Source organism: Vibrio algivorus, from assembly GCF_030161215.1.
Classification (GTDB): Bacteria; Pseudomonadota; Gammaproteobacteria; order Enterobacterales; family Vibrionaceae; genus Vibrio; species Vibrio algivorus.
Genome location: NZ_BSPV01000003.1, coordinates 294,785 through 321,200 on the forward strand (window position 1 = coordinate 294,785; position 26,416 = coordinate 321,200).

The window sequence follows — 26,416 nt, forward strand, 5'->3', positions numbered from 1 at the left end:
ATCATACAGAGTTATGCTGCTTGATTACCTTGTAAGATTTCCAATACTTCTTCGACATCAGTTGTCGTCGTTAATCTTTCAATGGCATCAGGGTCATCTAACGCATTGGTTATCGTAGTGATTACTTGAATGTGTTCGTCATTTTTAGCTGCTATGCCGATAACAAGTTTGGCTATTTCATCTTCGTCTTCACCAAATTGCACACCACCAGGGTATTGGCAGATGACGATACCGGTTTTGATAACACGGTCTTTCGCTTCAACGGTACCGTGAGGTACGGCAATAGATTCACCAAGATAAGTTGGTACTAGCTTTTCACGCTCAAACATGGCATCGACATATTCAGGTTCAGCATAGCCAAGTTCAACTAACTGGTTGCCAGCGAAACGGATAGCTTCTTCTTTATTACTTGCAGATAAACTTAAATGAATATTTTTACGTTCAATATTAAACACAGAAGGTGCTTGTTCTTCAAAACTCTCGTCATTTGCTGCAAGTATAGATACTTTCATCGCTTGATTATCGTTGGCAGCTTCTGGACGTTGCTCAGCTAATAGCTTGGTCACTAATTGGTTGTACATTTCGCTATCTAAGAAGTTAACCAATGAAATGTGGAATGCATTAGGTACATGTTTACGAGCACGTTCTGTTAAATCTTTATGAGTGATCACGATATCAACTCCTTCTTGTAAACTATTAATGGCAAGGTTGGTCACTTGAATGTCTAAGCCCGCTTGTTGAATTTTTTTGCGTAACAGGCTGGCACCCATTGCACTTGATCCCATACCAGCATCACAAGCGACAATAATGCTACGAACATTTGCCATATCAATTTTGTTGTTTTGGTTGACTGCTGCACTTTCACCTTTGGCTGAAGCTTTCATGCTTTGCATATCAGCAGTGGCTTTATCTAAGGCAGTTTCATCACCATCTTCTTCCGTTGTGCGTTGTGATTTCATTAGTAATGCTGCGACGGTAAATGACACGGCCGTGGCGGCAAAGATAGAACACAGAACGCCTAGCATTGAGCTTTTCGGTGCCATTAATAAAATAGCGAAGATAGAGCCAGGAGAAGCAGGAGAAACGATACCTGCATCAAAGAGAGTGAGAACAAATACGCCCGTCATTCCACCCGCAATGGCGGCGAGAATTAAACGAGGATTCATTAAAATGTATGGGAAATAGATTTCATGGATACCACCGAAGAAGTGGATGATCGAGGCGCCACCGGCAGTTTGTTTTGCCGTACCTTTTCCAAAAAACATATAAGCCAAAAGAATACCTAAACCAGGGCCTGGGTTAGATTCAATTAAGAAGAAAATAGACTGACCGGTTTCGGCTGCTTGCTGAATACCGAGTGGTGAGAAAATACCGTGGTTGATCGCATTATTTAAGAAGAGAATTTTTGCAGGCTCAACGAAAATAGAGGTCAGCGGTAATAAGTGGGCATCGACTAAGAAGTGAACACCTGCTGCTAATACACCCGAGAGCACTTTAACGAATGGGCCAATTAACATGAAAGCAATGATGGCGCATATCATCCCAATAATGCCGGCTGAGAAGTTGTTAACCAACATTTCAAAGCCACTTTTAATTTTACCTTCTACGCGCTTATCAAAGGCTTTAATTGCCCAACCGCCCATAGGACCAACAATCATTGCCCCCATGAACATTGGAATATCGGTTCCAACGATTACACCCATTGTTGTGATTGCACCGACAACTGCACCACGCTCACCACCGACAAGTTTACCACCGGTATAACCTATCAATAAGGGAAGCAGGTAAGTAATCATCGGGCCAACCATAGAGGCTAAGGTCTCGTTTGGAAACCAGCCAGTTGGAATGAATAAGGCAGTAATAAAGCCCCATGCGATAAACGCACCTATGTTGGGCATAACCATGTTAGAGAGGAAACGACCAAAATTTTGTATCTTGATCTTAGCATCAGGTGATATCATAACGACTCCCGTTTGATGTTCTTAATTATTTTGTTGTTGTGAACGGTTCGCGAAAACCGCATTGATTGCTTAGTACCCAATCAATTTACCACACAAATTAATTAATGAACTGACAACGGGTTTTTTGTGATCGGTGTCTCTATCGGGTGTCATTTTTCTTATTTCTATGCGATCCACATTGCAAAATTTGGTTGTAATTTTGTTACAAAATGCAATTTTGGAATTTCCACTCAAGTAAATGGTGATATGTATCACATTTTATGCAGGGGTGATGGTGATATTTATTGTGAGGTAAATCACTAAAATGAACTTAATATACGTATCTGTAATTATATAAGTGATCTACGTCATGTTTTATTAATTAATTTGACGTGTAAAATAATTCACATTATGAATGCCTTACCCGTATGTAATTTAGTGACGTAATATTTTAGATGAAAATTTGGCTTTTAGATTGCTATAGCTGTGATACTTAAAGCTGCAGTTTTATTGTAGACATGCACTCACCCAATTGCATAGGTTATCTAAATCTGAGGCTAATTACTTGGGTATATATTTAAGATAAAAAAATCCCTGCTATTAGGGGAAAGCAGGGAGTGGCTTATTATATCCCTTACGGGCTGATGCGAATCAGAAGCGCAATATACTCAGTGCAATAGAAGTCGTAGTGTTGTTAGCTGTTACTTCAATCACGATGAGTATTAAAAATTATAGATCTAGTTCACAGTTTATGAACATAAAATTTCTGTGAATTAAACCTTAATATTGATGAAACTTGCCGGATTGGTAATCATTAATTGCTTGGTTTATCTCATCCATCGTATTCATAACAAATGGACCGTAGTGCACAACAGGTTCATTGATTGGTTCACCCACAAAAATTAGCAAACCGCTATCACTATTGGCGTGCAATCTTATTTCATCTAGTCTTTCACCTTGCTTATTCGAAGCAGGAAGTATCGCAAAATCCGATTGTTGTAGAGATTTACCAGAAACCGTTACCGCACCTTTATACACATAAATCATCGAATTATGTTGGCTCGGAATTGTTAATGATATTTCACAATTTTCTTCAGCTTTCCAATCAGCAACACTAACTGGTACACCGGTATCCGTCAGTGGACCTTGTATAGGTTGATTGTTTACCTTTAAATCACCCGCTAATAAGCGCAGTAAATTACCTTCAGAAATCGATTTTTCAGTAATACTCTCAGGTTGAAAGTCAAAATACTTGGCTGGCTGCATTTTGTCGCGTGCGGGTTGATTTATCCAAATTTGAAAACCATGCAATTGACCTTCTTCCATAATTGGCATTTCACTATGGATAACACCTTGTCCCGCCGCCATCCATTGAGCACCACCGCTACGTAATTCACCTACATTACCCATGTGGTCTTTGTGTTGAAAGTGCCCATTCATCATATAGGTGAGGGTTTCAATGCCACGGTGTGGATGAGGGGGAAAACCGCCAACATAGTCTTTTTTATCGTCGGCTTTTAATTCATCCATCATTAAAAATGGTGAAAAGTACTTGTTATTAAAGCCCGCAACACGTTGGATCTTAACGCCATCTCCATCGGATGTGGGTTGGGATTGCATTACTAAGCGAACTTCACGAAATTGAGTTTGAGACATAATGACCTCAGGCTTAATGAATAAGGAATGGCTTAATCTTAGTGAAGAAGTTGCAATCTGTTGAGTATGAGAAATACATCAAGTTGTTCGAAAAAATTGAATGAAGGTAGGGTTTTGTCATTCGTCTTAATTTTCAGGTTTCCCTTACACGCTTTATCGACAATGTGAAATATTTTTAATCTATTTACACTGTAAAATATCCTCAGTTCAACTTCATCAATTCTTATCAAAACAAAAATAGCTTAGTTTTCTAAATAGGCTTAGAAAGTGCTTATATTACTCATATTCTATGGCCTTAGTGTTTATTGGTATTAGTCTGCCGGAATTGATCTCCAATGTAATTGTTAACGGTTTATTTTGAGACCTTATGAAAAATATACACAATACGAAATACTTATCGGTTCTCAAGCTTAATGCCTTTGCTTTGTTTATATTATTGATAGCGAATGGGTATAACACTTGGAAGGATGCTAGTAATGATGTCGATCTTTTTTTAGATAATGTAAAAAAATCACTTTTACTTACGGGTAAAAGGGCGATTGAAAATAAAGATATCCTTCTAAATACTCTCTCTTCTCAGCCTGATACTTTCGATAATGATGTTGTGCCTATTGAGTATGATAAAGAAACGGATATTTATCGATTTAGTCGTTCGAGTGACCGAGGTTTACTGTTGAATGGTACTTTAATTGGTAGTGGCTACCCACATCGTGAGTTGCTCGACGAAAATTTTATTTTTCCTTATTTAGATAAAATTTGGAGCCGTAGTACCCCATTATTATTGAGTAATGATCAGTTTTATATTAACTATCAGTATAAATATAGCTACTCAATGGCTGATAGTGATTATGATCAAATAAACAATAGAATTGCAGACATCACACCTAGTCTGTACACATCGCGTGCAGGAACGAAGGAAAGAGTCAGTCAACAAATAAGCCAATATGGATTTTATGTGACTAACTCTTATAAAGATGGGGTAAATAAGCAAGAAGTTATATCTGTAATATCTCCCGTCGAGTTTAATGACGAGCATATTGGCGATATGGGCATCGATATTCCACTGGATTACTTTTATTCATTAAATAACTTACCAGAATTATTGAAAAAATATGCTAGTGTGACTATTCAATTTTCGAGCAGTGAGTACCCATTACAGGTGGCTAATGGTTCTGTTAATCGTGATATTTTAACATTAAGCAAAACATTCAATATTTTGGATATTGCTGATATTAAGCTTACGGTGTCACCTACTTATTTTATGCACCGATTACTTGAGCGTTCGCTTATTTTTATTTTGATGCTTATCGTGATTAGCGGGGCCTATCTTTACATTGAAATGCATCGTAGGAAACAATCTTTTCTTCATGCTCAGGCAGTAACCGATGAATTAACAGGGCTTTATAATAGAAGAATTATTGACCAGGCTTTGAGCGAGAGGCCGAAAGAAGATTCTGTCACGATTATTTTATTTGATGCTGATAAGTTTAAACCAATCAATGATACTTATGGACATGATGTTGGAGACCAGGCATTAAAGCATATTGCGAATACCTTAAATAATAATACTCGAGATACTGACTTATGTATTCGATTAGGTGGTGATGAATTCTGTGTAGTGTTCTTTAAGGCAAGTTTTGATATGACGAGGCAATTAGCCGTTAAATTAAAGAATAAAATTGAAGAAACGCCATTTAATGAAGATGGATTAACAATCAAAGTTTCTTATGGATACAGTGAGAAATCACCAGATGAAGGGTTTGATAGCGCATTTAAACGAGCAGATGTCAGCTTGTACAATAATAAAAAAGAACGTAATAAGGTGTTTTAAACCTATTGATTTAGTATTTATGATAGGCTGATGATTAAAAATGGAGCTCAAGTTACCACTGTCGTAACTTGAGCTCTTTTTGTCTAATCAAACATCATATCGATAGGTATTAACTCTCTTTTCCCATTTCCCGTGTTACTTTGATATTGAATATGTTGGTTTTGCTGCTGTGGTCTGAGTTTAATTCCCCACAGTGGTTCGATACCATTGACTTGGGTCGCATAGCGGATATCGCCAATCATTAATGGATTGTTTTGATCGAGCACGAGCCAACCATCACTAAACCAATTGAACCTAGCTATATCTTGAAATTGAATGGAATTACTGTCGATAGTTGAATAGCTTTTATCAATGTCGAGCTTTGCAATTGATTGACCTGGGTAAACTGTCGTTTTACCTAGTAATGAAACTCGAATTGCATTCACGTAATAGCGATCGTTAGCTTGGTAAAGCGTACGCCAGACTAATAAATTTCCTATGGTAGGCATTGCTTTAATACGAGTGACGGAATGCATAGTTTTATTGGCAATCTGTTGAGTCGCTTCTAGAGCTCTATGATGTTGTAGAGCGCCAAAACTGATATAGATGGCAAAGAAACTAGCACCTATAATCATCCATTTTTTTGATTTGGTGATACAGGTGATGATGATTGCAATCAGTAAAGGAATCGTGACTAGTGGATCGATGATACCAATCACGTCCCATGCAATTCGTTGGTTCGAAAATGGCCAGAGTAGTTGGGTACCGTAAGTGGTTAAAGCATCGAGTAATCCATGTGTCGCATAGCCAATGGTGGCAAATAGAAAAGTTTGCTTAAACGGAATTTGCCGGTAGACGATAGCCCAAAGCAACAAGGCTATAATCAAACCGCCAAATGGAATAAAGAAAAGTGAATGGGTAAATTGGCGATGAAACTCCAATGCCAACAATGGGTCACTACTCGATTTTATTAGCACATCTAAATCAGGCGCTAAGCCCGCCACACAGCCCACTTTTGCTGCATGTCTTCGGTTTTGTTTGTTCGACACCAGTAAGGCTGCAGCCGAACCTAATACGCCTTGTGATATTGGATCCATTCACTTTCCTTCTTCCATGACTTGTTTAATTGTTGCACAAAGATATTACAGTTCAAACATCAAGATTTTAATGATGGGAATTCAATTTTTATCAGTTTTGCTTATGTCAGAATTTTCACATTCCCTTCACGCTTGTTGATGCAAGATAATGTCATTGAAAGTGTGAAAAGCGCTTTAACCAGTTTATTAAGGGGATTTTGAATGAAAAAATTATTATTAGTGTGTGCATTAAGTTTCGCTGCAGCACCTGTATTAGCAGAAAACCATCTTGTGACGGCTGATGGAACCCCTGTTGCTCAGCAAAGTAAAGGTGGTTTCCAAGGTCCAACTAAATCAAAACGTATTATTCGTGATGTAATTAGCTCTCTTAATGCCAGCGATGATACTAAAGTTGAGTTAACGGGTAATTTAACAATGTCTCTAGGTGATGAAGATTACATGTTCCAAGATGCGACAGGTGAAATTTCGGTTGAGATCGATGATGATCTTTGGTTTGGCCGCACAGTGACACCAGATAACACCATCATCATTCGCGGTGAAGTAGAAAAAGATTGGAATAATACGTCTATTGATGCCGATTCATTGGAAGTGGTTCAATAAGCTTTTTCTTGATGTAACGTAAAGCTTGCTTTTAGTGGCTTCATTATACTTCTCAGTTTTTATACCCTTCGTACTTGAAGGTGCGCTTTGTTTGATGGCCTTCATTCGCCTCATTGCACTCCAATTACTTTGGGTATAGGTTTTGGACATTAACAGAGGGTATGATGCAACTGCATGAGTTAGTCAACACCATAGGACAAGATTTACAGCGTCGCTATGGCGAAAAAGTGCATAAGCTCACTTTACATGGTGGGTTTAGCTGCCCAAACCGTGACGGTACGATTGGCCGTGGTGGCTGCACATTTTGTAATGTCTCTTCTTTTGTTGATGAAAATGTTCAAATTCAACCTATTAATATTCAGCTGACTGATCGCGCAGGTGAAGTCAAACGAGCCAAAAAATATCTTGCTTATTTCCAAGCCTACACCAATACCTACGCTGAAGTTCAAACCCTCAAAGCCATGTATGAAGAAGCATTAAAATCTGCTGATATGGTTGGGTTGTGCGTCGGTACTCGACCTGATTGTGTACCAGATGCTGTACTAGATTTATTAAGTGGTTATGTTGAACAAGGTTATGAAATTTGGTTGGAGCTCGGGTTGCAAACTGCCAATGAGAGGACATTAAAGCGAATTAATCGTGGTCATAATTTTGCTTGTTATGAGGAAATTACCAAGCGCGCGAGAGCATTAGGTATTAAGGTTTGCACCCATTTAATTATTGGCTTACCTAAAGAAACAAGAACCGATTATTTTGATACTTTTGAGAAGGTATTGGAGGTAGGTACTGATGGTTTGAAACTGCATCCACTGCATATCGTGGAAGGGAGCACGATGGCAAAAGCATGGCAAGTTGGGCGCTTAGATGCCCCTGACATGGATGATTACGTTGAGGTGGCAGCGGAGATTATTCGTCGAACTCCTGCAGATATTATTTATCACCGAGTATCCGCTGCGGCAAGAAGGCCGACTTTGTTATCGCCACTATGGTGTGAAAACCGTTGGCTTGCAATGACAGAAATTGGCAGAGTACTCGATAAACTCGGCCCACAAGGGAGTTTATGTGGGCAACCATTTGAGTACCAACTACCAGCATGCCAAACAGAAAGCGAAGCCTAGCAGCCAATTAACCTTAGCCTAGCCGGTTTTTGCACCAGTGATCCGCTTTAATACTTCTTCTTTCGGGCCATCAGCGACAAGGTGTCCTCTATCAAGAACAATCAATCGATCGACCAAATCAAGCATCTCGGCTTTGTGTGTAATTAAGATTAATGTTTCTGTAGGCGAGAGTTTTTTGATTTGTTGCTTAATCAAGCTTTCAGAGCGGTTATCCATTTGACTGGTAGGCTCATCCATTAGTAATACTGGCGGTTTAGTTAACCACGCTCTGGCAATTGTAATGGCTTGTTTTTGACCACCAGACAGTGCAGCGCCACCTTCTCCTACTTGCTTATCTAACCCTGACTCATCATGTTGCGTAAAGTCGGTGACACCTGCACGCTCAGCAGCTGTTAATACTTGTTCATCGGTAATGTGGCTACGGCCTAGGGTGATATTTTCACGAATAGATCCAAAAAATAGTGCGCAGTCTTGTGGTACACAGCCAATATTGGTTCTGACATCACTATAATGCAGTTGGTTGATATCTAGGTTATCCAGTTTTACCGATCCATCCGTTGCTTTATATAGCCCCATCATTAAGCGTTGTAGACTGGATTTTCCAGAGCCAATTCGGCCAATAATTGCGACTTTTTCACCCGGTTCAATGGTGAAGTTGATATCTTTTAGGGCGTAGGTTTTGCTGTTAGGGTAGTGAAAACTGACGTTATCAAATTGTACTTTGCCTTGCAGTTGCGGGCGATGTATATAGCGTTTGCCTTGTTCTTGTTCCATTGGCATATCCATCACTTGCTCAATAATGGTCATCGCTGATTTGGCTTGGTTATAACGGGTCGATAGCATAGACAGTTGCACTAATGGGCCAACAGCGCGGCCACTTAGCATGGTTGCAGCGATTAAGCCTCCCATCGTGAGTTGACCATCTGCAATTAGGTAAACTCCGGCAATAATCATTGAGACCGATACAAATTGCTGTAGAAAACCAGCGGTGCTTTGTACTGAATCAGTAATGCGGCGAGTTTTGATGCCCCAGTTAGACATGTGAGCGACAGATTCTTCCCAACGATATTGAAACTGGCTTTGTGCGTTGAAAGTTTTCAGGGTTTCTAGTTTGTGGAGGCTTTCGATTAAATTAGCGTGTTTTTGAGATGATAGTTTGGAGCCTTCTTCAATGGAACGTCTTAATGGGGCCTGGATTAAGAAGCTGTACACCGCCAAAATAATGACAGCCACTAAAGGAACTAGGGCAAGAGGTCCTGCAACCAGATAAATCACAAATAGAAAGAGCAGAGCAAACGGAAGATCGATGAGTGCACCGACGGTAGCAGAAGTTAAAAATTCACGAATCGACTCGAATTCTTGCAAATGACGAGCAAATGCACCGACAGAGGCCGGTTTCGCTTCCATACGCACGCCAACCACGCGATTAAACAGTTTTGATGAGATCAGTAGATCAGACTTTTTACCTGCAATATCAATAAAATAAGAACGGACTAGTTTTAAAGCGAGATCAAATATAAAGATCAGAAAGACACCGCTGGATAGCACCCATAGAGACTCAAAAGCGAGGTTAGGCACTATTTTGTCATACACCAAACGAGTAAATAGTGGGGTAGCGATAGCAAAAATATTGATCAAAATAGAGGCAAGTAGCACATCACGATAGATATTTTTGGATTCCCACAATGTGCTCCAAAACCAGTGCCCTTCGCGGGTTTTGAGTATTTCTGGAGAACGTTCATCATAACGAAAGCGCTTTTTGACTAGAAAAAGTTGCCCAGTGTACTGTTGTTGTAATTCTTCAATACTGATGGAGTGAGCAATGCCTTCTGATTGAGGAAGAACAATTTCGGCTTCGTTGGCTTCACGATCAATGCTAAGAATCACACAATTGCTGCCATCTTTTAGCAATGCTATGACGGGTAGCAACATAGGCGAAATTTCTAATAGAGGAAGTTGCGCAGCCTTAGCAACTAAACCAGCTTTTTCTGCGGCACGGATAAACAGTGATGGAGTTAACTTACCATCGGTTAGCGGCAGATCACTGACAACAGACGGCTCTGAATGAGGTTGCCCATAGTAGTGGCTGATGTAAATCAATGATGATAATAAGGGATCTTTCATGATTATTCTCTCAGTGCCGTTTGTTGTGCTTTGAGGATTGGCTTTAATAAGTAATCTAAAATAGTACGTTTACCGGTAATAATATCGGTTGAAGCCGTCATGCCGGGAATAATTGGCAAATCTTCACCATTGGCATCTTTAAGCTGACTTTGTTCGGTGCGAATTCTGACTTGGTAAAAACTATTGCCTTCTTCATCTTGTATTGTGTCTGCACTGATAGTTTCTAATGTGCCTGTCAGTCCACCATAGTTGGTAAAATCATAAGCAGTAAATTTCACAATAGCTTTAAGGCCAGGATGTAAAAAGCCAATATCTTGAGGCGCGATTTTAGTTTCAATTAACAAGGTATCTTCTGTTGGGACAATTTCAATCAAATCCATTCCCGGTTGAATCACACCACCAACAGTATTGATATGAATTTTTTGAATGGTACCTTTGACTGGTGACGTAACAATTGTTCGACTGACTTTATCTTCTAAACCGATTTGCGATTCCGCCATACTTGATAGCTTATTACTGACATCGCTGAGTTCTTGCTGATTTTTAGCCACAAAGTCTGAGGCGATGTTGGTGTATTTGTAGGTGGTTTCTTGAATTTCTGATTCGATAACTGGTAATTTCATGCGTGCGGAAGTGAGCTCTCTCCGGCTGTCATTCATTGAACGTTGTAATTGTAATATTTCAATTTCAGGCACCACCCCTTCGTCAGCTAACGGCTTCGTCATTCCGTATTCACGTTGAATGATTTGATAGTTGCTAGCAAGAATACTGATACGAGTTCTAGTCTCATTTTGTTCCTGCTGCTTTTGTCTAATTTGTTGGCCTGTCACATTGAGTTGGTTTTGTAAGTTGGCCATGACATCGCGATATTCATTTTGTTGTTGAGCAATTAAATTTGGATGCTTTTCTGAAAACTCTCTGTCAAAGGAGAGAGGGCCGATTTGTAGTTGAACTTTTTCCTGCCAACGGGCTGCGTCATTATTAATGATGATACTTTTGATGATTTGACGTAGACGGATGCTATCGGCTTTTAAGCTCGCGAGATCTTGACTCTTTTCTCGGTAGTTTGATTGAAACAGTGTGTCATCGATAAGTAGCAGTTTTTGACCTTTTTCTACTGACTGCCCCTCTTTAACCAGCATTTCTTTGACTATCCCACCTTCTAAATTTTGTACCACTTGCATTTGAGAAGAGGGAATCACTTTGCCTGAGCCTGTTGTGACTTTATCTATTTTGGCAATTGATACCCAGACTATCGCAAGGATAAAGAAAGCAGCGATGATCCACAAAATAATGCGTGCACTTTTGGGGGTATTGAGCAGCAAAGCCGTGGATTTATCATCGACAAAGTCCATATGTTCTTTTGATACTGATGTCGATTTCTGCTTCATAGAAAGTCCGTTTCAATTCAATTGGTAAAAGCGTAAATACTGATCTTATTCTTTTTGCTCTTTTTGTTAAATTTTTGTAATAAAACCTGATTTTTAAGGGTTTGCTTACAATAAATGACATCGAGACAATAAGGTTTTCCTATACTATCTAAGTAAAAGAATATGAAAATGTGAGATTGTGAGTTGTGTTGTGCTTTTATGTATATATTATGTTTCATTAGTGTGTAGGTAAAGTCATTTCATATAAGTTTATCAATTACTTGTAATTATTTTCTATCAATTATTGCCAATGTATTTTTATGGTGAATGAGTAGGTTTGTGATGGCTTGGTATAGTAGTAGATGCAATGAACAGATATCGATTAAGGATAGTGTATTTATTCTTCGATATATCAATGTGAAGCCTAAAATTTTTATTATGTATTCGTTATTTAATCTGAAAGTGGAATCAGTAGTATGGATGTGATGAGTTCAAATCAAGCAACAATTGATGTTGTCAGTGGTGAAGTGTTTGTAGGAAGCCACTCTAAACCATTAACTCAGATAAATGGCGAATATCAACTCTCAAACTCTGATTCTATCTGGGCTAACCCGAATGCGAGATATATTGTTAATACTCCATCGGAATCTCAAGTCGTTGAAATTGATTGTATTTCTTGTGTAACGACCAATGATGCAGGAGCGATTACGATTGCTCAGATAAGCTCAGCGCAAGGGGTCAACCTCGATGACTTAAAAAACTCTCAATTAACCCCAGAAGATATCGCGATTATTCGTGCTCATATGCCACCTCCTTCTCAGAGTGAAGAATCAAATAATGAGACAGATAATGATGTAGAAGATGAACAGAATTCGGAAGAGGCTCAAGCTCAAGCATTCTCGGTTATTGAAACAGCATCAACCGGTTTTGTAGAAGTTAACTATGATAATGATGCGGTATTAACCAAAGCGGGTTACGATACGGTTGGCTTCTTTGATGAAGAATTGTCACAAGATAGTGCTGATGATGGGATTCCTATCGTGAAAGCGCCTGGGGGCATCAGTACATCGATTTCTTTAACCGAGGCGGATTTGCAACCTTTAGGGTACAGTAATAACCTCGGTTATCCAGTTATTATGCAGCAGTCTATTTTGGTTGAGTCACGTACCCTCGCACTGCAACCGGATACTTTTACCTTTCAGCCTCAATCTCTAGAGACATTATTACAAGAATTAAATACTGAACTGACCTCTGGTGGTCAAGCGCTTTCTTTTGTGTTTGATGAAGAGACTAACTCAATTATAGGGCGATTGGATGGTGAGACTTACCTTACGATTAAACTAACGGCATCATCACCAGATGGACGTGACGTTCAAGTTGATATTGAAGTCAATCTAGCCAAGCCATTAGATCACGTACCGTCTGACAACTCTACTGGGCTAGTGTCGAACCTAAATGATCAAATTTCGATTAATGTCGAGATTCAAGGCCAAGACATAGGTGGTAATGAGCTGAATTCGCCAATTTTAGTTGATGTAAATATTAATGATGGTGTAGTTGAGCAGTTTGGTAGAGACCCTGGCGTATCTATTGATGAAGAAACAGATTTAGGTGTCGCCCAAAGTGGCCAAATACCTCTAGATATTGGTTCGGATAAAATTTCTTCCATTCAAATTGATGCTAATCAACCACTACTGGAGGGAGCAACCAGTCAAAGTTTTCCAACTTATTATGAAGTCGATGGTCAGTTGCTGAGCGTTTATAACATAGTTGGGCAACTAGTCTTTACTTTAGAGGTTAACAATGATGGATCTTATACCGCAACTTTGTTTAAACCATTTGACCAAGGTAGTGTTAATTTAAACCGATATGTTGTTGGTTTTAATATTACGGCAACCGATGATGATGGTGACACAGCTCCCGGTATGATTAAAATTAATGTTACTGATGGTAATGTTCCTACTGGTGGCGAAACAGGTGAAATATCGATTATTGAGGCCGATACTCAGCCTAATGAATATCCTGTTGTTGGGCGAACCAGTATTGGTGTTACACCAGGAACAGATCGATTAATTGCTGATTCTGTCCAATTTGATAAAACACAAGTTAACGATCTGATTAATGAATTAAGTACTGAACTGACGACAGCCAATGGTGAGCCGATTAGTTTTGGTTTTAAAAGTGGTGATGAAACTGTTATTGAAGGGCGGGATGCTGGCGGTAATCTTGTTCTATCCATTGATATTAATGGTACGGTTTTATTTGAAGGTACTTTGGTTACAGTGGAGGTCACTCAATACCAACCTCTAGATCATTTAGATAGCGGTAATAGTTCTGGCTTTGTTAGCGTTGATGGCGAGAACATCATTATTGATACTCAAATTCAAGTAGAAGACAGTGATGGATCATTATTAGAGACACCCGTTAATGTTGAAGTGACTATTTCAGATGGTGATGCTCCGCAATTAAGTGTTGGTGATTTAGCTGAATTTACTGAAACCTCAGCAGGTGGCTATGCTGAAGGTTCAGTCACTTTAGATGCAGGTTCTGATGTCATTGAACGCTTTGAATTTAATGCCGATCAGCCTACGTTAGAAGGTTTGATGACGAATGGTATTGCCACTGAATACCTAGTGACTGGGAACGAAATTATTGTGTATACCCCAGGTAATCAAGCCAATCCTATCCTAACTATCACGATTCAAAATGATGGCACTTTTGAAGTGACGCAAACTGCGGCATTAGAGCAAGCAAATAACCCAGACGATACGATTCATCTGCAATTAGATGTGACAGCGTTCGATAAAGATGGTGATCAAAGTAATTTAGGCCAAGCCAATATCGATATTATTGATGGAATCAACCCAACCTTTGCTCAAGATGCAGGGACAGAGTTGCAAGAAAATATCGATACCCAAACCGGTGAGGTTCCACTTACCGTTGGTTCCGATAATATTGAAACATTAGTGTTTTTACCTGCTGATCAACAAATAAGCTTTGATGGTATTACCAGTAATGGTTTAGATACAACGGTTGACGTTAATGGCAATACTTTAACGCTTACCGATAGTGAAGGTAATCAAGTTTTATCAATTGTGATTCAACTTGACGGAACCTATGAAGTGACTTTAACTGGCCCGCTTGATCAAATTATCTCAGAAGGTACAGATAATTCTGCTTCCATTACGATTGACGCGTTGGTTCGCGCGACCGATTTTGATGGTGATATTGCCGATGGGACTGCGGTTATTACCATCTTAGATGGTGCTGATGCCACTGGTGGTGGAACAGCATCATTGACTTTCTTAGAGCCGGACTTAGATCCTGCAGGTGCTAATTCAGGCTCGACGAGTTTTAATGTCGATGCGGGTGATGATCGTCTTGACCCAAGCTCAGTGACATTTGATCCACAAGATTCGTCTTATTTAACTGAGTTACTCGCTGATTTAAATGAAGTGATCACAACCAATAATGGCGTAGATGATATTGTTTTTGCAGTGAATGCAGAGACAGGCGCAATTGAAGGAACATTAAATGGTAATGTGGTTGTGACTCTATCTTTATCGGCGGTCAATAGTGTGACTGACGGTAACGATGCGACCGTAACATTAACGTGGAACCAAACCATTCCATTAGATCATATTGCCGCAACAAGTTCTAACGGCTATGTAACCGTCACAGCTGATGAGATTGTGATTAAAGCGCCAGTACAACTTCAAGATACAGATGGTGATTACTTAACTAATCCGGTAGAAGTCACCGTCACCGTTCAAGATAATGTTGCGCCTATCATTACCGTTGGTGATGCCGCTGAATATACTGAAACTGCATCCGGTGGTGGCACAACGGGTAATATCGCCATTGATTTAGGCTCAGATTATATCGACCGGTTTGAGTTTGTTGCAGGCACCGATGCAGCAACATTAGCTGGCTTAAAATCAAACGGTGCCGATACTGATTTCGAAATTGATGGCAATCAGATCATTGTTTATCTCGCAAGTGGTACCGCGGAAAGCGACCCTATTTTGACCATTACGGTTAATACTGATGGTAGCTACGAGATTGTTCAAACCGCACCATTAGAGCAAGATAATGCTGAAAGCGATCAAATTAATCTAAATCTAGAATTAAATGCGATTGATAAAGATGGTGACCCGAGTAATTCCGGTACATTAGTGGTTAACATTATTGATGGTGCGGATCCTACCGGTGTTGATACCACGGTGATCATTGATGAGGCTGACCTTTCTCCTGATGGGTACCCAGTTAGTTCCCCGGCAACCAGTTTCACACTTAATCAAACCACAGATAAATTAGTGGCGTCGACGTTATCGATTGACCCAACGGCTGTGGGGGATGTTTTTGGAACACTTGAAGGGCCATTAAAAAATGAACTTAGTGGATTAACATCTGGTGGCACTGCTCTGGATATTACCATCGATGTGGATGCAACCACTGGCGTCATTACTATTACTGGTAACTTAACCGGTAGTAGTGATGAAGTGTTCTCGATTACTTTGACGCCAAATGAAGATGGAACAGGTAATGTTGTGGTAGATATATCCGCGACACAAACGCTACCTCTTGACCATATTGCGAGCACTGGCACTTATGTCAATGTGGATGGTGACTCACTGACCATCAACATTCCTGTCCAAATTCAAGATGCTGATGGGGATAACTTAACCGACCCTGCGAATGTGACCGTCACCATTAATGATGGTGATCTTCCTGTTATCAGTGCAGGTGATTTAGCTGTCATCAACGAAACCGCAACGGGTGGTACTGCTTCTGGTAATGTGACGTTAGATGTTGGCTCGGATGCAATAGACCGTTTTGAGTGGAACGTCACGCAAGATACTTTAGAAGGGTTAACCAGTAATGGTCAAAATACCGATGTCGAGATTGATGGTAATGTCATCTATTTGTATATCGAGGGTACGACAACTAATCCGATCCTGACCATTACTATGAACAATGATGGCACATTTGATGTAGTACAAACTGCGCCTCTTGAGCAAGACAATTCAACCGATGATACGATTCATCTCGCTTTAGATGTAATAGCGATTGATAAAGATGGCGATACCAGCGAGTCAACCCAAGCGTTGATCGACATTATCGATGGTCAAGATCCAACTGGCACAGGTGCGAAAGTTGATATCACTGAAGGGGACTTGTCTCCAGATACTTATCCTATTGAAAAAACTGGATCTTTCACTCTCAACCAAGTAACCGATAAATTAATTGCATCGACTTTTGTAATTGAAGAAACGGTACTCGATACGCTGCAAACAGAGCTTGAAGCATTAACTTCTAATGGTAGTGATCTAACGATCACGATTTCAAGAGATGACACTACCGGTGAAATTACCATTAGTGCCACTTTGGTTGATACGACCGAGGAAGTATTGTCGATTGTTTTGACGCCAACAGAAAATGCTAACGGGAATGTTGATGTCGATATTTCTGTGACTCAAAATCATCCGTTGGATCACGTCGATACCTCCGGTGGTTATGTCAGTATTGTTGATGATGTTTTAAACATTACTATTCCGGTGCAAATTCAAGATGCGGATGGTGATGTTCTAGTGGATGCCAATGGCAACCCAACACCGGTTGATGTCGTCGTGACCATTAACGATGGGGATGATCCTGAATTTAATGTGCCATCTCAAGCAACTGAGTTAACTGATGGTGAAGTGAGTAGTGAAGCGGATAGTACGACAGGTGTTATTTCTAAAAGTTTAGATCTTGATACTAACAGTGATCAAATTGATGCTATCACATTCAACCTTACTGACGCTCAAGCACAAGCTTTGTTTGATATTACCTCCAACGGCAAAGACACTCGAATTGATCAATCGGTTGATGGAAGAATTTTAATCTTTGTGCCTGCAGAGTTCGGCGGAGAAGATGTACCCGTTTTAGAAATTATTTTTAATAATGATGCAAAAGATGGCAGTTATACCATTCAGCAATTTGAGCCTATCGATCAGCCTGAAGATACCAATTCTTCAACCTTTGATCTTGATGTTATTGCCACCGATATGGATGGCGACACCGCTGGATCCTCAATAACAATTATCATTAAAGATGGAACCGATCCTAATGCTTCTGATGTAACGGGTGATAAAAGCATTACCGTTAATGAAGGTGATCTGAACGATAACGGGCAAAGTCTGATATATCCAGGAAACCCTAAAGGAACAGGGACCTTTACCATTGCAGCAAGTAATGATGATCTTGATCCGACATCACTTACTATTGATGATTATTCTTCTTTTCAAGCAAGTATAGATGGATTAGCTTTAACCTCCGATGGGCGTGTCGTTAGGGTCGATGATACCTTAGTTGTGAATGATGAAGGTGTTATCACTGTTACCGGAACGACAGAAGATGGAGAGGTGATCTTCATTTTGACCTTCACCCCAACATTAAACGCAGATGGTAGTGTAACGGTTGTGATGTCGTTAGACCAAAAACAACCACTCGACCATGTTGATGCCGATTCAATCACCTTTGAGGTTCCGATTCAAATCACCGATACCGATGGCGATAAGCTGGTTGGCAGTGACGGTTTAACCGAGACTCCAATTGATATTAGCGTTTCATTTACCGATGGTGATGCTCCGGAATTAACCAGTACAACTATGGACATTACCGAAGCTGATGTCGGCATAGATGATCCTCAAATTTATACTGGCCAAGTTCCTATCGACATTGGTAGTGATACGATTGCTTCTATACAATTTGTCGCACAAGGTGATACAGCCGTTGATACCGGGCTAAAGGCCAATAACCAAGCGGTCTACGTTGATATTTCAGATACTGGTGCGAGTTATTATTATTTGTTAGATCCTGACGGGTCGCATGACGCAAGTAATAAAGTTCTAGTATTAGAGGTTACTTTAACGGGAACGGATGGCTCTTACCAAGTCGAACAATATGAGCCGTTAGAGCAAAGTAATGATGATGGTGATATTACAAGTATTACGTTGGATGTAGTTGCTACCGATCATGATGGTGACCAGAGCAATAATGTTACCATTACTATCAATATTGCTGATGGTAGTGATCCTCAATTTAATGAAGACACCTCTAATATTATCTTGAATGAATCAACAGATAGTGGTGTAACAAATTCAGATGGCCAAGTGACTGTCGCAGTTGGTTCGGATGATATTGAAACTATTCGATTTTCACTTGACCAACTAGATGAGAACGGAAATCTACCTGAGTTGGTTATCACTTCCAATGGTAAGTCAACTGAATGGATATTTGATGTAAAAAATCTTAGTCCTGAAGATGAAGATCCTGTACTGGTAGATACCGCTACTTTATATGATAGTGATGGAAACAAATTAATTGAAGTCACCTTAGATGATACTGGTGCCTATTCGGTAACCGTTTATGGTCCAATCGATCAGGATGATAGTGAGCTTACGCAAATAGATTTAGAGGTTATCGCAACGGATACCGATGGTGATACCGCGGATGGTTCGTTGGTGTTCTCTGTTACTGATGGTGCTAATGCGCAAGGTGGCGGAACGGGAACCATTGCGATTACTGAAGGAGATCTATCGCCACAGGATTCTGATGTACCCAATACTGGTGGTTATCCTGTCAGTGGGGAGGTGACTGGAATAAATGTTTCTTCTGGAGTGGAAAACCTCGATCCAACTACTGTTGGAATTAAGCCTTCAGATCTTAACCAACTTATCACTGAACTACAGGCTGATTTAACTTCAGGTGGGCAGCCAATTGTCTTCACCTTTGACCCAAGTACCGCTACGTTGGTGGGGAAAGTGAATGGTGATGATGTTCTCACTATTGTATTGAGTGCAGAGAGTGATGGGAACGGCGGTGTCAACATTAGTGTTAGCATGACTCAGCACCTACCCCTAGATCATTCACATGATGATGAAGGTCAGGTTCAGACTCTTTCCGCTAGTGACTCTGGCTGGGTAACCGTGAATGACACTGAAATTCATATTAACTTACCGGTACAAGTACAAGATACCGATGGTGATTATCTTGATAATGCCGTTAATGTCGATTTGAGCATTACCGATGGTATTGACCCGTCATTTACAACTGACTCAGGTGTAACGGTTGATGAATCAGCCATTGATGCTGGTGGCGAAAATCATCAAGGTTCGAATCCCGATAGTGGTTCAGAAACCGCCTCAGGACAAATGAATATCGCGCTTGGGAGTGATGAAATTGCGGGCTTTGGTATCGACCCAAGCTTATTTGCTGCATTAAACCCAGGTTTAACTTCATTAGGCCAAGACGTTATCTTAAGAGAAAATGCTGATGGCACATTTAGTGGTGTCGCAGGTGATAGGGAAGTCTTTATTGTTACTTTCTCTCCTGATGGTAGTTACAGCTTTACGATAACTGGTGCACTCGACCATGATGCGCCTGATGAGTTAGATCCTACTGTTGGCACTCAATTAAATATTCAGTTACCTATTTACGCTGTCGATAAAGATGGCGATAGAGTACCGAGTACCAGTGATATTAATGATTACGATGCATCGAATACTATTACCGTTACGGTAAACGATGATGTGCCAGATATTCAAGATATTTCCGTATCAATAACAGAAGGCTCTGGTGGCTCTGCCTTTATGACTCAAGCGGCAGAGGGGGCGGATGATATTGCTGAAATTTACCTTACCTTTATCGATTCTATGGGGGAAGAGGCAGAAGAGCACAAAGCACCATTTGAAAATGTTCCTATTTATGATGAATCGGTTGCTGATGGGGGGACCGGTCAGTTATTAGGTATGTTGACTGTCGACGCAAATGGCAAACTGACTTTTGTTGCAGATGAAAACTTAAACAATGAAAATGAAGATCTCAGTGTTGATATTATCGCCCGAGTTGTAGATAGCGATAAAGATGAAGATTCATCTGTTATTTCATTGGAGTTACGAGATCAAGACCCAATTTTTATTTTCCCTGAGACTACTCGCGGTCAGGAAGAAGACGGCCAAACATTAGATAGTTTTGATAATACCGAAAATACGCCTCATTTAACCGATGGTATTGAAATTTTGGTGGAAATTGATTTAGGTGATGTTGATAAAGAAGAGGCATTAGTCGACGGTTCTTTAACCATTACGATTCCTGATGGTACTGAAGGCGCTTTCTACTATGATGGGGCACTTCTTGTGATTACTGATGGCAAAGTGACAATTCCAAGTGGTGCAATATCTACCGTGGATAATATTGTCTCTATTTCAGGTGTTACCTTTGTACCAAATAAAGATTATTCAACAGATGGCATTACCTTTACTGTCGATGCAATCATTTCTCGAGAGGGTCTTGATGATCAAGCCATCACCGGTGAGCTTACGATTTCTGTTGATGGTATCGCTGATATCCCAATTTGGAATGACTCAACCGTTACTGAATATATTGGTGAGGAAGATACTAGTATTGCCATTGACGGCCTAGTAGCAGATTTAAATGATGGCGATGGATCTGAAGATTTATTCTACATTATCAGCATACAAGCTGATGAAGAGGGAAATATCAATGGTAGTTTGTCCGGAACCGGATTAGAAGATCTAGGAAATGGACAATATCGTATTTCAGCAGACGATATTGCTAGCTTGAAAGTGACGCCAAATAAAGACTTCAGTGGTGATATCAAGTTACAAGCTATGGCGCAAAGTGAAGAACAAGGAACCGCAGTTTCTGGCAAAGAAACGGCTAACTCTGAGATAAAAGACATTATTGTACGTGTTGAGCCTATTGCTGATAAAGACTTAACTCTACAAGTGACTCGAGTGGAATCTGATGAAGATGTGGCCATTAATCTTGCTGACCATATCACTTTAAACCATCCTTCCGATGCTACAGATGGTTCTGAAACCTTATACGTACGTATTAGTAACCTTCCTACAGGGTCTCAGCTATTACTGAATGGTGAACCTATTTCATTGGAAACCGATGGAAGCTATGAAATTTTATATAGTGAATTAGCGCAATTAGAGTTCCTACCTGCACCTGAAAGTAGTGGCGATTTCACCTTAACTATTGAAGGTATTGTGAAAGATAATACTAGCTTTGAAGGTACCACTACTGCCACGGATAATGATGAATATATAACCATCAGTAAAGATATCAGTATTTCTGTTAAAGGAGTGGCTGATGAACCTATTATTACTATTAATGATGGTAGCGGATGGACACCAATTAACTTAAATCCTGATGATCAAACCAGTGATGGGGTCGAGATTACCATTCCAGAAGATGGTGTCGCGACATTTGATTTTGACATCATTTCAGGTGAAAGCGTTGATGCCTTAGAAGGCGATGATTCAGAAACATTGTCAGTGGTACTTTCAGGTATTCCAGAGGGCTTAATCGTAATCAGTAACGGTGAAGCTTTGGAGCTGACTTACGTTGGTCAGGATGAAAATGGTCAACCTATTTATCAAGTAGAATTGGATAGCCTGAATAACATTCAGATTGAGCCACCATTAAATAGCGCTGAAGATATCGAATTAACCGCTTCTATCGTTGTCACTGAAGCCGATGGTGATAGTGCCGTTTATGAAAAAGACATTGTTATCCATGTGGAGCCTGTTATTGATTTAGGTGATACCTATACATCAGAATCTAAGGGATTTGAAGATCAGTTAGTGACTTTAAATTGGAAGCCGACTTTTACCGACAATCAAGAATATGTGGCGTCATTTACCCTTATGCTCCCTGATGGTGAAGACACTGATGGTTACTCGATTTATATCGTTGAAGGTGATGCTCAAACGCAATTATTTTTTGAACCAGATGGTTCGCTGAATTTAGATGCTTATTTAGCGCAATTAGAGAGTGGCGCTGAATTGAAAATTTCCATGCCGCAGAATTCAGATAAAGATTTTGAACTCACGACCAATATCACTGTTAAGCAAAATGATGCAGATGATGTAGGCGATAACGATGATGCTGATGATGCAATAAAAGAAAATATAACCGGGACATTGGTCGTCGATGTAGAAGCTGTAGTGGAAGATGTTGGTGAAAATGATCCATATACATCTGAAACTGGGGCAGGAAAAATTGTTATTAGTACCGGCCTTGATGAAAATGGTGATGGTATCATCGACGATTTAGGTACGGTGGTTTGCGATGAAAATGGTGTGGTTGATTTAAGCAGTGATGGTGATGGAACCATTATGTTTGCTGAAAATGATCTATCCAGTGATGAGGTCATTACCGAACTAGTCATTGATTTCTCTGCGATAAACCTGCCAGAAGGTCAAGGTTTTGTTGTCGTGGGGGCTGTGAATAACGGTGACGGTAGTTGGACGGTTAAAGAGGGCAATCTAGATAATATTCAGATTCAAGCACCTGCTGGATTTACTGATACTGTGAACATTAAAGTTATCGCAAAAGTTGTTGATGAAGGGGATAACAATGAAGGTGATATTAGCGAAGAAGTCTCTATTACTGGTGAAATCACCTTAGATTTTTCAAATAACACTAATGATTCATTAGACCTTGCGGCTGAAATTATAGTGGAAGACACCGTGGTGATTGGTACTGAAGATCAAGGTATCAATTTAGGTTCACAAATTATTAATAATGATGCCATTTCAGTATCTACTGATGACCAAAATAATGATGGCGAAAGTGAAATTCCGAATGATGTTATGACAGTCGTTATTGATTCAGCTGATCTACCTGCTGGAGCGACGATTACTGGGGCTGAATATGATTTCGAAACGGGACAATATGTCTATGAAGCCACGCTAAATGCTGATGGATCGGTTAATTTAAGTAGTCTTGGTTTAGTTCCACCAGCGGATTATGCGGGGGACTTCCAGTTTGATATTAAATACGTCAGTACTGATACTGAAAGTGGTGATGTAAAACAAGCGACTCAAACCATTACCGTGAATGTTTCTCCTGTGGCTGATATCGGGGTTAGCCTAGATATAGGTGTTGTCGAGAGCCAAGGTCTGGATGAAAATAAACAACCGATCAGTGAATCTGGTGAAACTGAAACCACTTATCAAGATGTTGCTTATGAAGATGCAACCATTATTTTAGATTTTTCTAATGTGAGTTTTGGTGATACAAGAAATACTATAGAAGAAGGACTAGAAACGGTTGTATCAATGACGATACAGGTTGATCCATCAATGGGTTACTTGTTGGATGCTGAAGGAAATTTAGTCAGTGAATTAACCCTTGCACCTGAAGAGTTATCCAGCGTGCAATTTATGCCAGCAGAAGATTTTAGTGGTCAAGTTGACTTTACTGTCAGTGGTGTGATTACCGATACTGCGACCTTTGACCTGGATGGTAATAGAACTGAAACCGATACCAGAACAACCGATGAAGCGACCGTTAGCATTGATATTATTGCGGTGAACGATGATGTGTTAGTGGAATCGAGCACAGGGGGTAATATTCAAGGTAACGAAGATACTGCAGGAGGTATCTCGCTTGCCGCTGGATCGGTCACTTTACAAGATATCGACGGTTCAGAACAGATTGTTTCTATTATCTTAACGGGCATTCCTGAAGGATTTGTTGTTAATGGTGCAGTCAACAATGGTGATGGTACTTGGACAATCACTGATGCCACGGGCAAGCAAGAATATAGCCTTGATGGATTAACACTTATCCCACCCAAAAATTTCAGTGGAACCATTGAAGTTGGCTTTATTGTTTATACGAAAGAAGACTCTTTAGATGAAATCGTTGCGATTGAAAAAAGTATTGTAGTAGAAATATTACCAGTTGCAGATGAAATTGACACCCAAGTCGTGACATCAGCATCAGGTACCGAAAATGGTGACATCGTATTAGAGTTGGGTATTTCGACGGTGGATAATACTAACTCCTACGATTCTTCTAGTGAAGGTGCAGGGAAAAGCTCTGCGATTATTAATGAAAATGGCCCAGAAAATATCCAAATCACGATCAGCAATGTTCCGGTCGGTATGGGGGCAAGTTTTTCATTCCCTGAAGGAGTAAGTGGTACGATTACTGATAATGGTGATGGGACTTGGACTATTGTTACGGATTCAGGAACTTTAGATAGCCTTATCTTTAATCCTGGTGATGCGAATAATAATAATTGGGATGGTCAGCTCGAGCTTGATATCCGGGCTGTTGATAATGGTGTTGTTGCAGAAGAATCACTAAGTGAGCAAGTAACTATTTCGGTTGATGTTACGCCTGTTAATGATACGCCTGAAAATACCGTACCAACAGAAGTAATCGATGCAGTTGAAGGTGACCCAATCTTAATTGAAGGGCTTGCTATTTCTGATGTAGACGCGCCAGAAGGTGGCCAGATGACGGTAACCTTGGCAACAGGTAATGGTTTATTATCAGTGCCTGATGAATATTCTGGCAGCGTTACAATCGATGGTAATGATTCTGGTCAGCTAATTCTTACCGGTTCCTTAGAAGCAATTAATGAGTTATTAAGCGGCGGTATTGAATATATCCCTGAAACAGCAGGTGATGCCACAATTACCATGACCACCAGTGATAATGGAAATACGGGAACGGGCGGTGAACTAACGGATACTGATGATATTAGTGTATCAATAGCTCCTGCTGCGGCCATGATGGCAAGTTTTGTTAGTTCGCGAATGATGGTACCAAATGTATCCTCAACTGCGGCGCAATTAGCTTTAATTCCATTACTAGGTTTGTTAAGTGAACATGTTCAAGCTTTTGAAGCGGAATTTATAAAAATTGATCATCTAGATTCAGGCAAAGTTGTTGATGCATCAGGGCAAGCACTGGGTGAACAACAAGATGACGGTTCTTGGATTATTGCTTCGCAAGATTTAAGTAGCGCTTACTTGTCTGGTTTAGATGAAGGCCAGCATAACTTAACGGTAGAAGCGGTTTCTCAAAATGTTGAAAATGACGAATTAATTTCAGAATCTCAGCCAGTTGCTGTAAATGTGACTATTGAGCCAGATGAACAAGATGTACTGCAAGCTAACAATGCAGCAGAACACTCGGTGGTTGTAGGTGATGATAGCGATGAAACTTTAATTGGTACCGAAGGTCATGACACATTGATTGGTGGCTTAGGTAATGACATTTTAGTCGGTGCGGGAGGCTCCGATATTCTTATCGGTGGTGCAGGTAACGATGAGCTATGGGGCGGAGAGCAAAATGGTTCAGGTGATGGAGCGGCAGATATTTTCGCGTGGCGTTCGCAAGACATTGGTACTCATGCTTCGCCTGCGATTGATGTGGTCAAAGATTTTGAGTTAAGTATAGATAAGCTCGATCTTCTCGATTTATTCTCAAATAAAGATGCTTCTAAAGCTCAAATGGATGAGATTCTTTCGCACATTACCGCGTCAGAAGATGATGGCAAAATTAACTTAACCGTTAGTACTGATAAAGGTGGGGAGCAAGTGATAGTCTTAGACAATATCAGTACTCAAAGCCTTGGCCTTGAGGATGGCGCGAGCTCTAGTGATATCGTGTCGAGTTTGTATGCTCAACATAATGCCTTTATGAGTGAACATAATAGTTAATAGTTAAGAACAGCAATACCCCATTGAAGTTACCTTCTTTGGGGTATTTTTTACTTTTAATGAACCATAAAGGTGCAAGAATCAAAGTAACCTTTGCTAGTTAACTGAAATTTTCAATTAAAACAAATGGTTAATAATTACCCCTAATTTGGCATGATATT

At 40.1% G+C, this 26,416-nt stretch carries 9 protein-coding genes; 4 read left to right on the forward strand and 5 right to left on the reverse strand.

Translation table 11 applies throughout. From position 1 onward, the window contains the following. Positions 1 to 11: 11 nt before the first annotated feature. Both QQJ93_RS03045 and QQJ93_RS03050 read right to left on the reverse strand, forming a co-directional pair. The gene (locus QQJ93_RS03045) at positions 12 to 1,961 is read right to left on the reverse strand and encodes a PTS mannitol transporter subunit IICBA (RefSeq protein WP_089124029.1); all 1,950 of its coding nucleotides are present in this window, start codon (positions 1,959 to 1,961) and stop codon (positions 12 to 14) included. Positions 1,962 to 2,720: 759 nt separating this feature from the next. Then, complete coding sequence (locus tag QQJ93_RS03050; protein ID WP_089124030.1) at positions 2,721 to 3,596, reverse strand: pirin family protein; 876 nt, start codon at positions 3,594 to 3,596, stop codon at positions 2,721 to 2,723. A 367-nt stretch (positions 3,597 to 3,963) separates the two neighbouring features. Here QQJ93_RS03050 and QQJ93_RS03055 point away from each other — a divergent pair, with 367 nt between their 5' ends. Then, complete coding sequence (locus QQJ93_RS03055) at positions 3,964 to 5,427, forward strand: GGDEF domain-containing protein (protein WP_089124031.1); 1,464 nt, start codon at positions 3,964 to 3,966, stop codon at positions 5,425 to 5,427. Between the two features lie 83 nt (positions 5,428 to 5,510). Here QQJ93_RS03055 and QQJ93_RS03060 read toward each other — a convergent pair whose 3' ends face one another. After that, positions 5,511 to 6,503, reverse strand: a complete 993-nt coding sequence (locus QQJ93_RS03060; RefSeq protein ID WP_089124032.1) for a metal-dependent hydrolase — start codon at positions 6,501 to 6,503, stop codon at positions 5,511 to 5,513. 201 nt (positions 6,504 to 6,704) lie between these two features. Here QQJ93_RS03060 and QQJ93_RS03065 point away from each other — a divergent pair, with 201 nt between their 5' ends. Both QQJ93_RS03065 and mnmL read left to right on the forward strand, forming a co-directional pair. Next, positions 6,705 to 7,103 (forward strand): YgiW/YdeI family stress tolerance OB fold protein, encoded by a 399-nt coding sequence (locus QQJ93_RS03065; RefSeq protein ID WP_089124033.1) that lies wholly within the window; start codon positions 6,705 to 6,707, stop codon positions 7,101 to 7,103. Between the two features lie 164 nt (positions 7,104 to 7,267). Next, the gene (gene mnmL / locus QQJ93_RS03070; RefSeq protein WP_089124034.1) at positions 7,268 to 8,221 is read left to right on the forward strand and encodes a tRNA modification radical SAM protein MnmL/YtqA; all 954 of its coding nucleotides are present in this window, start codon (positions 7,268 to 7,270) and stop codon (positions 8,219 to 8,221) included. A gap of 18 nt (positions 8,222 to 8,239) precedes the next feature. Here the strand turns inward: mnmL and QQJ93_RS03075 are convergent, their stop codons facing one another. Together QQJ93_RS03075 and QQJ93_RS03080 are read right to left on the reverse strand one after the other, a co-directional pair. Then, entirely contained in the window at positions 8,240 to 10,345 is a 2,106-nt protein-coding gene (locus QQJ93_RS03075; RefSeq protein WP_089124035.1) for a type I secretion system permease/ATPase, read from the reverse strand. A gap of 2 nt (positions 10,346 to 10,347) precedes the next feature. Then, the gene (locus tag QQJ93_RS03080; protein ID WP_089124036.1) at positions 10,348 to 11,736 is read right to left on the reverse strand and encodes an HlyD family type I secretion periplasmic adaptor subunit; all 1,389 of its coding nucleotides are present in this window, start codon (positions 11,734 to 11,736) and stop codon (positions 10,348 to 10,350) included. A 464-nt stretch (positions 11,737 to 12,200) separates the two neighbouring features. Between QQJ93_RS03080 and QQJ93_RS03085 the strand changes: the two genes are divergently transcribed. Then, positions 12,201 to 26,255, forward strand: coding sequence for a T1SS-143 repeat domain-containing protein (locus tag QQJ93_RS03085; RefSeq protein WP_145981760.1), 14,055 nt, complete (start codon positions 12,201 to 12,203; stop codon positions 26,253 to 26,255). The last annotated feature ends 161 nt before the right edge of the window (positions 26,256 to 26,416 follow it).

What these genes read in the sequence shown, in the direction of transcription:
- QQJ93_RS03045 (WP_089124029.1), bottom strand. Translation starts at nt 1,961, where the DNA reads ATGATATCACCTGATGCTAAGATCAAGATACAAAATTTTGGTCGTTTC.
- QQJ93_RS03050 (WP_089124030.1), bottom strand. Translation starts at nt 3,596, where the DNA reads ATGTCTCAAACTCAATTTCGTGAAGTTCGCTTAGTAATGCAATCCCAA.
- QQJ93_RS03055 (WP_089124031.1), top strand. Translation starts at nt 3,964, where the DNA reads ATGAAAAATATACACAATACGAAATACTTATCGGTTCTCAAGCTTAAT.
- QQJ93_RS03060 (WP_089124032.1), bottom strand. Translation starts at nt 6,503, where the DNA reads ATGGATCCAATATCACAAGGCGTATTAGGTTCGGCTGCAGCCTTACTG.
- QQJ93_RS03065 (WP_089124033.1), top strand. Translation starts at nt 6,705, where the DNA reads ATGAAAAAATTATTATTAGTGTGTGCATTAAGTTTCGCTGCAGCACCT.
- mnmL (WP_089124034.1), top strand. Translation starts at nt 7,268, where the DNA reads ATGCAACTGCATGAGTTAGTCAACACCATAGGACAAGATTTACAGCGT.
- QQJ93_RS03075 (WP_089124035.1), bottom strand. Translation starts at nt 10,345, where the DNA reads ATGAAAGATCCCTTATTATCATCATTGATTTACATCAGCCACTACTAT.
- QQJ93_RS03080 (WP_089124036.1), bottom strand. Translation starts at nt 11,736, where the DNA reads ATGAAGCAGAAATCGACATCAGTATCAAAAGAACATATGGACTTTGTC.
- QQJ93_RS03085 (WP_145981760.1), top strand. Translation starts at nt 12,201, where the DNA reads ATGAGTTCAAATCAAGCAACAATTGATGTTGTCAGTGGTGAAGTGTTT.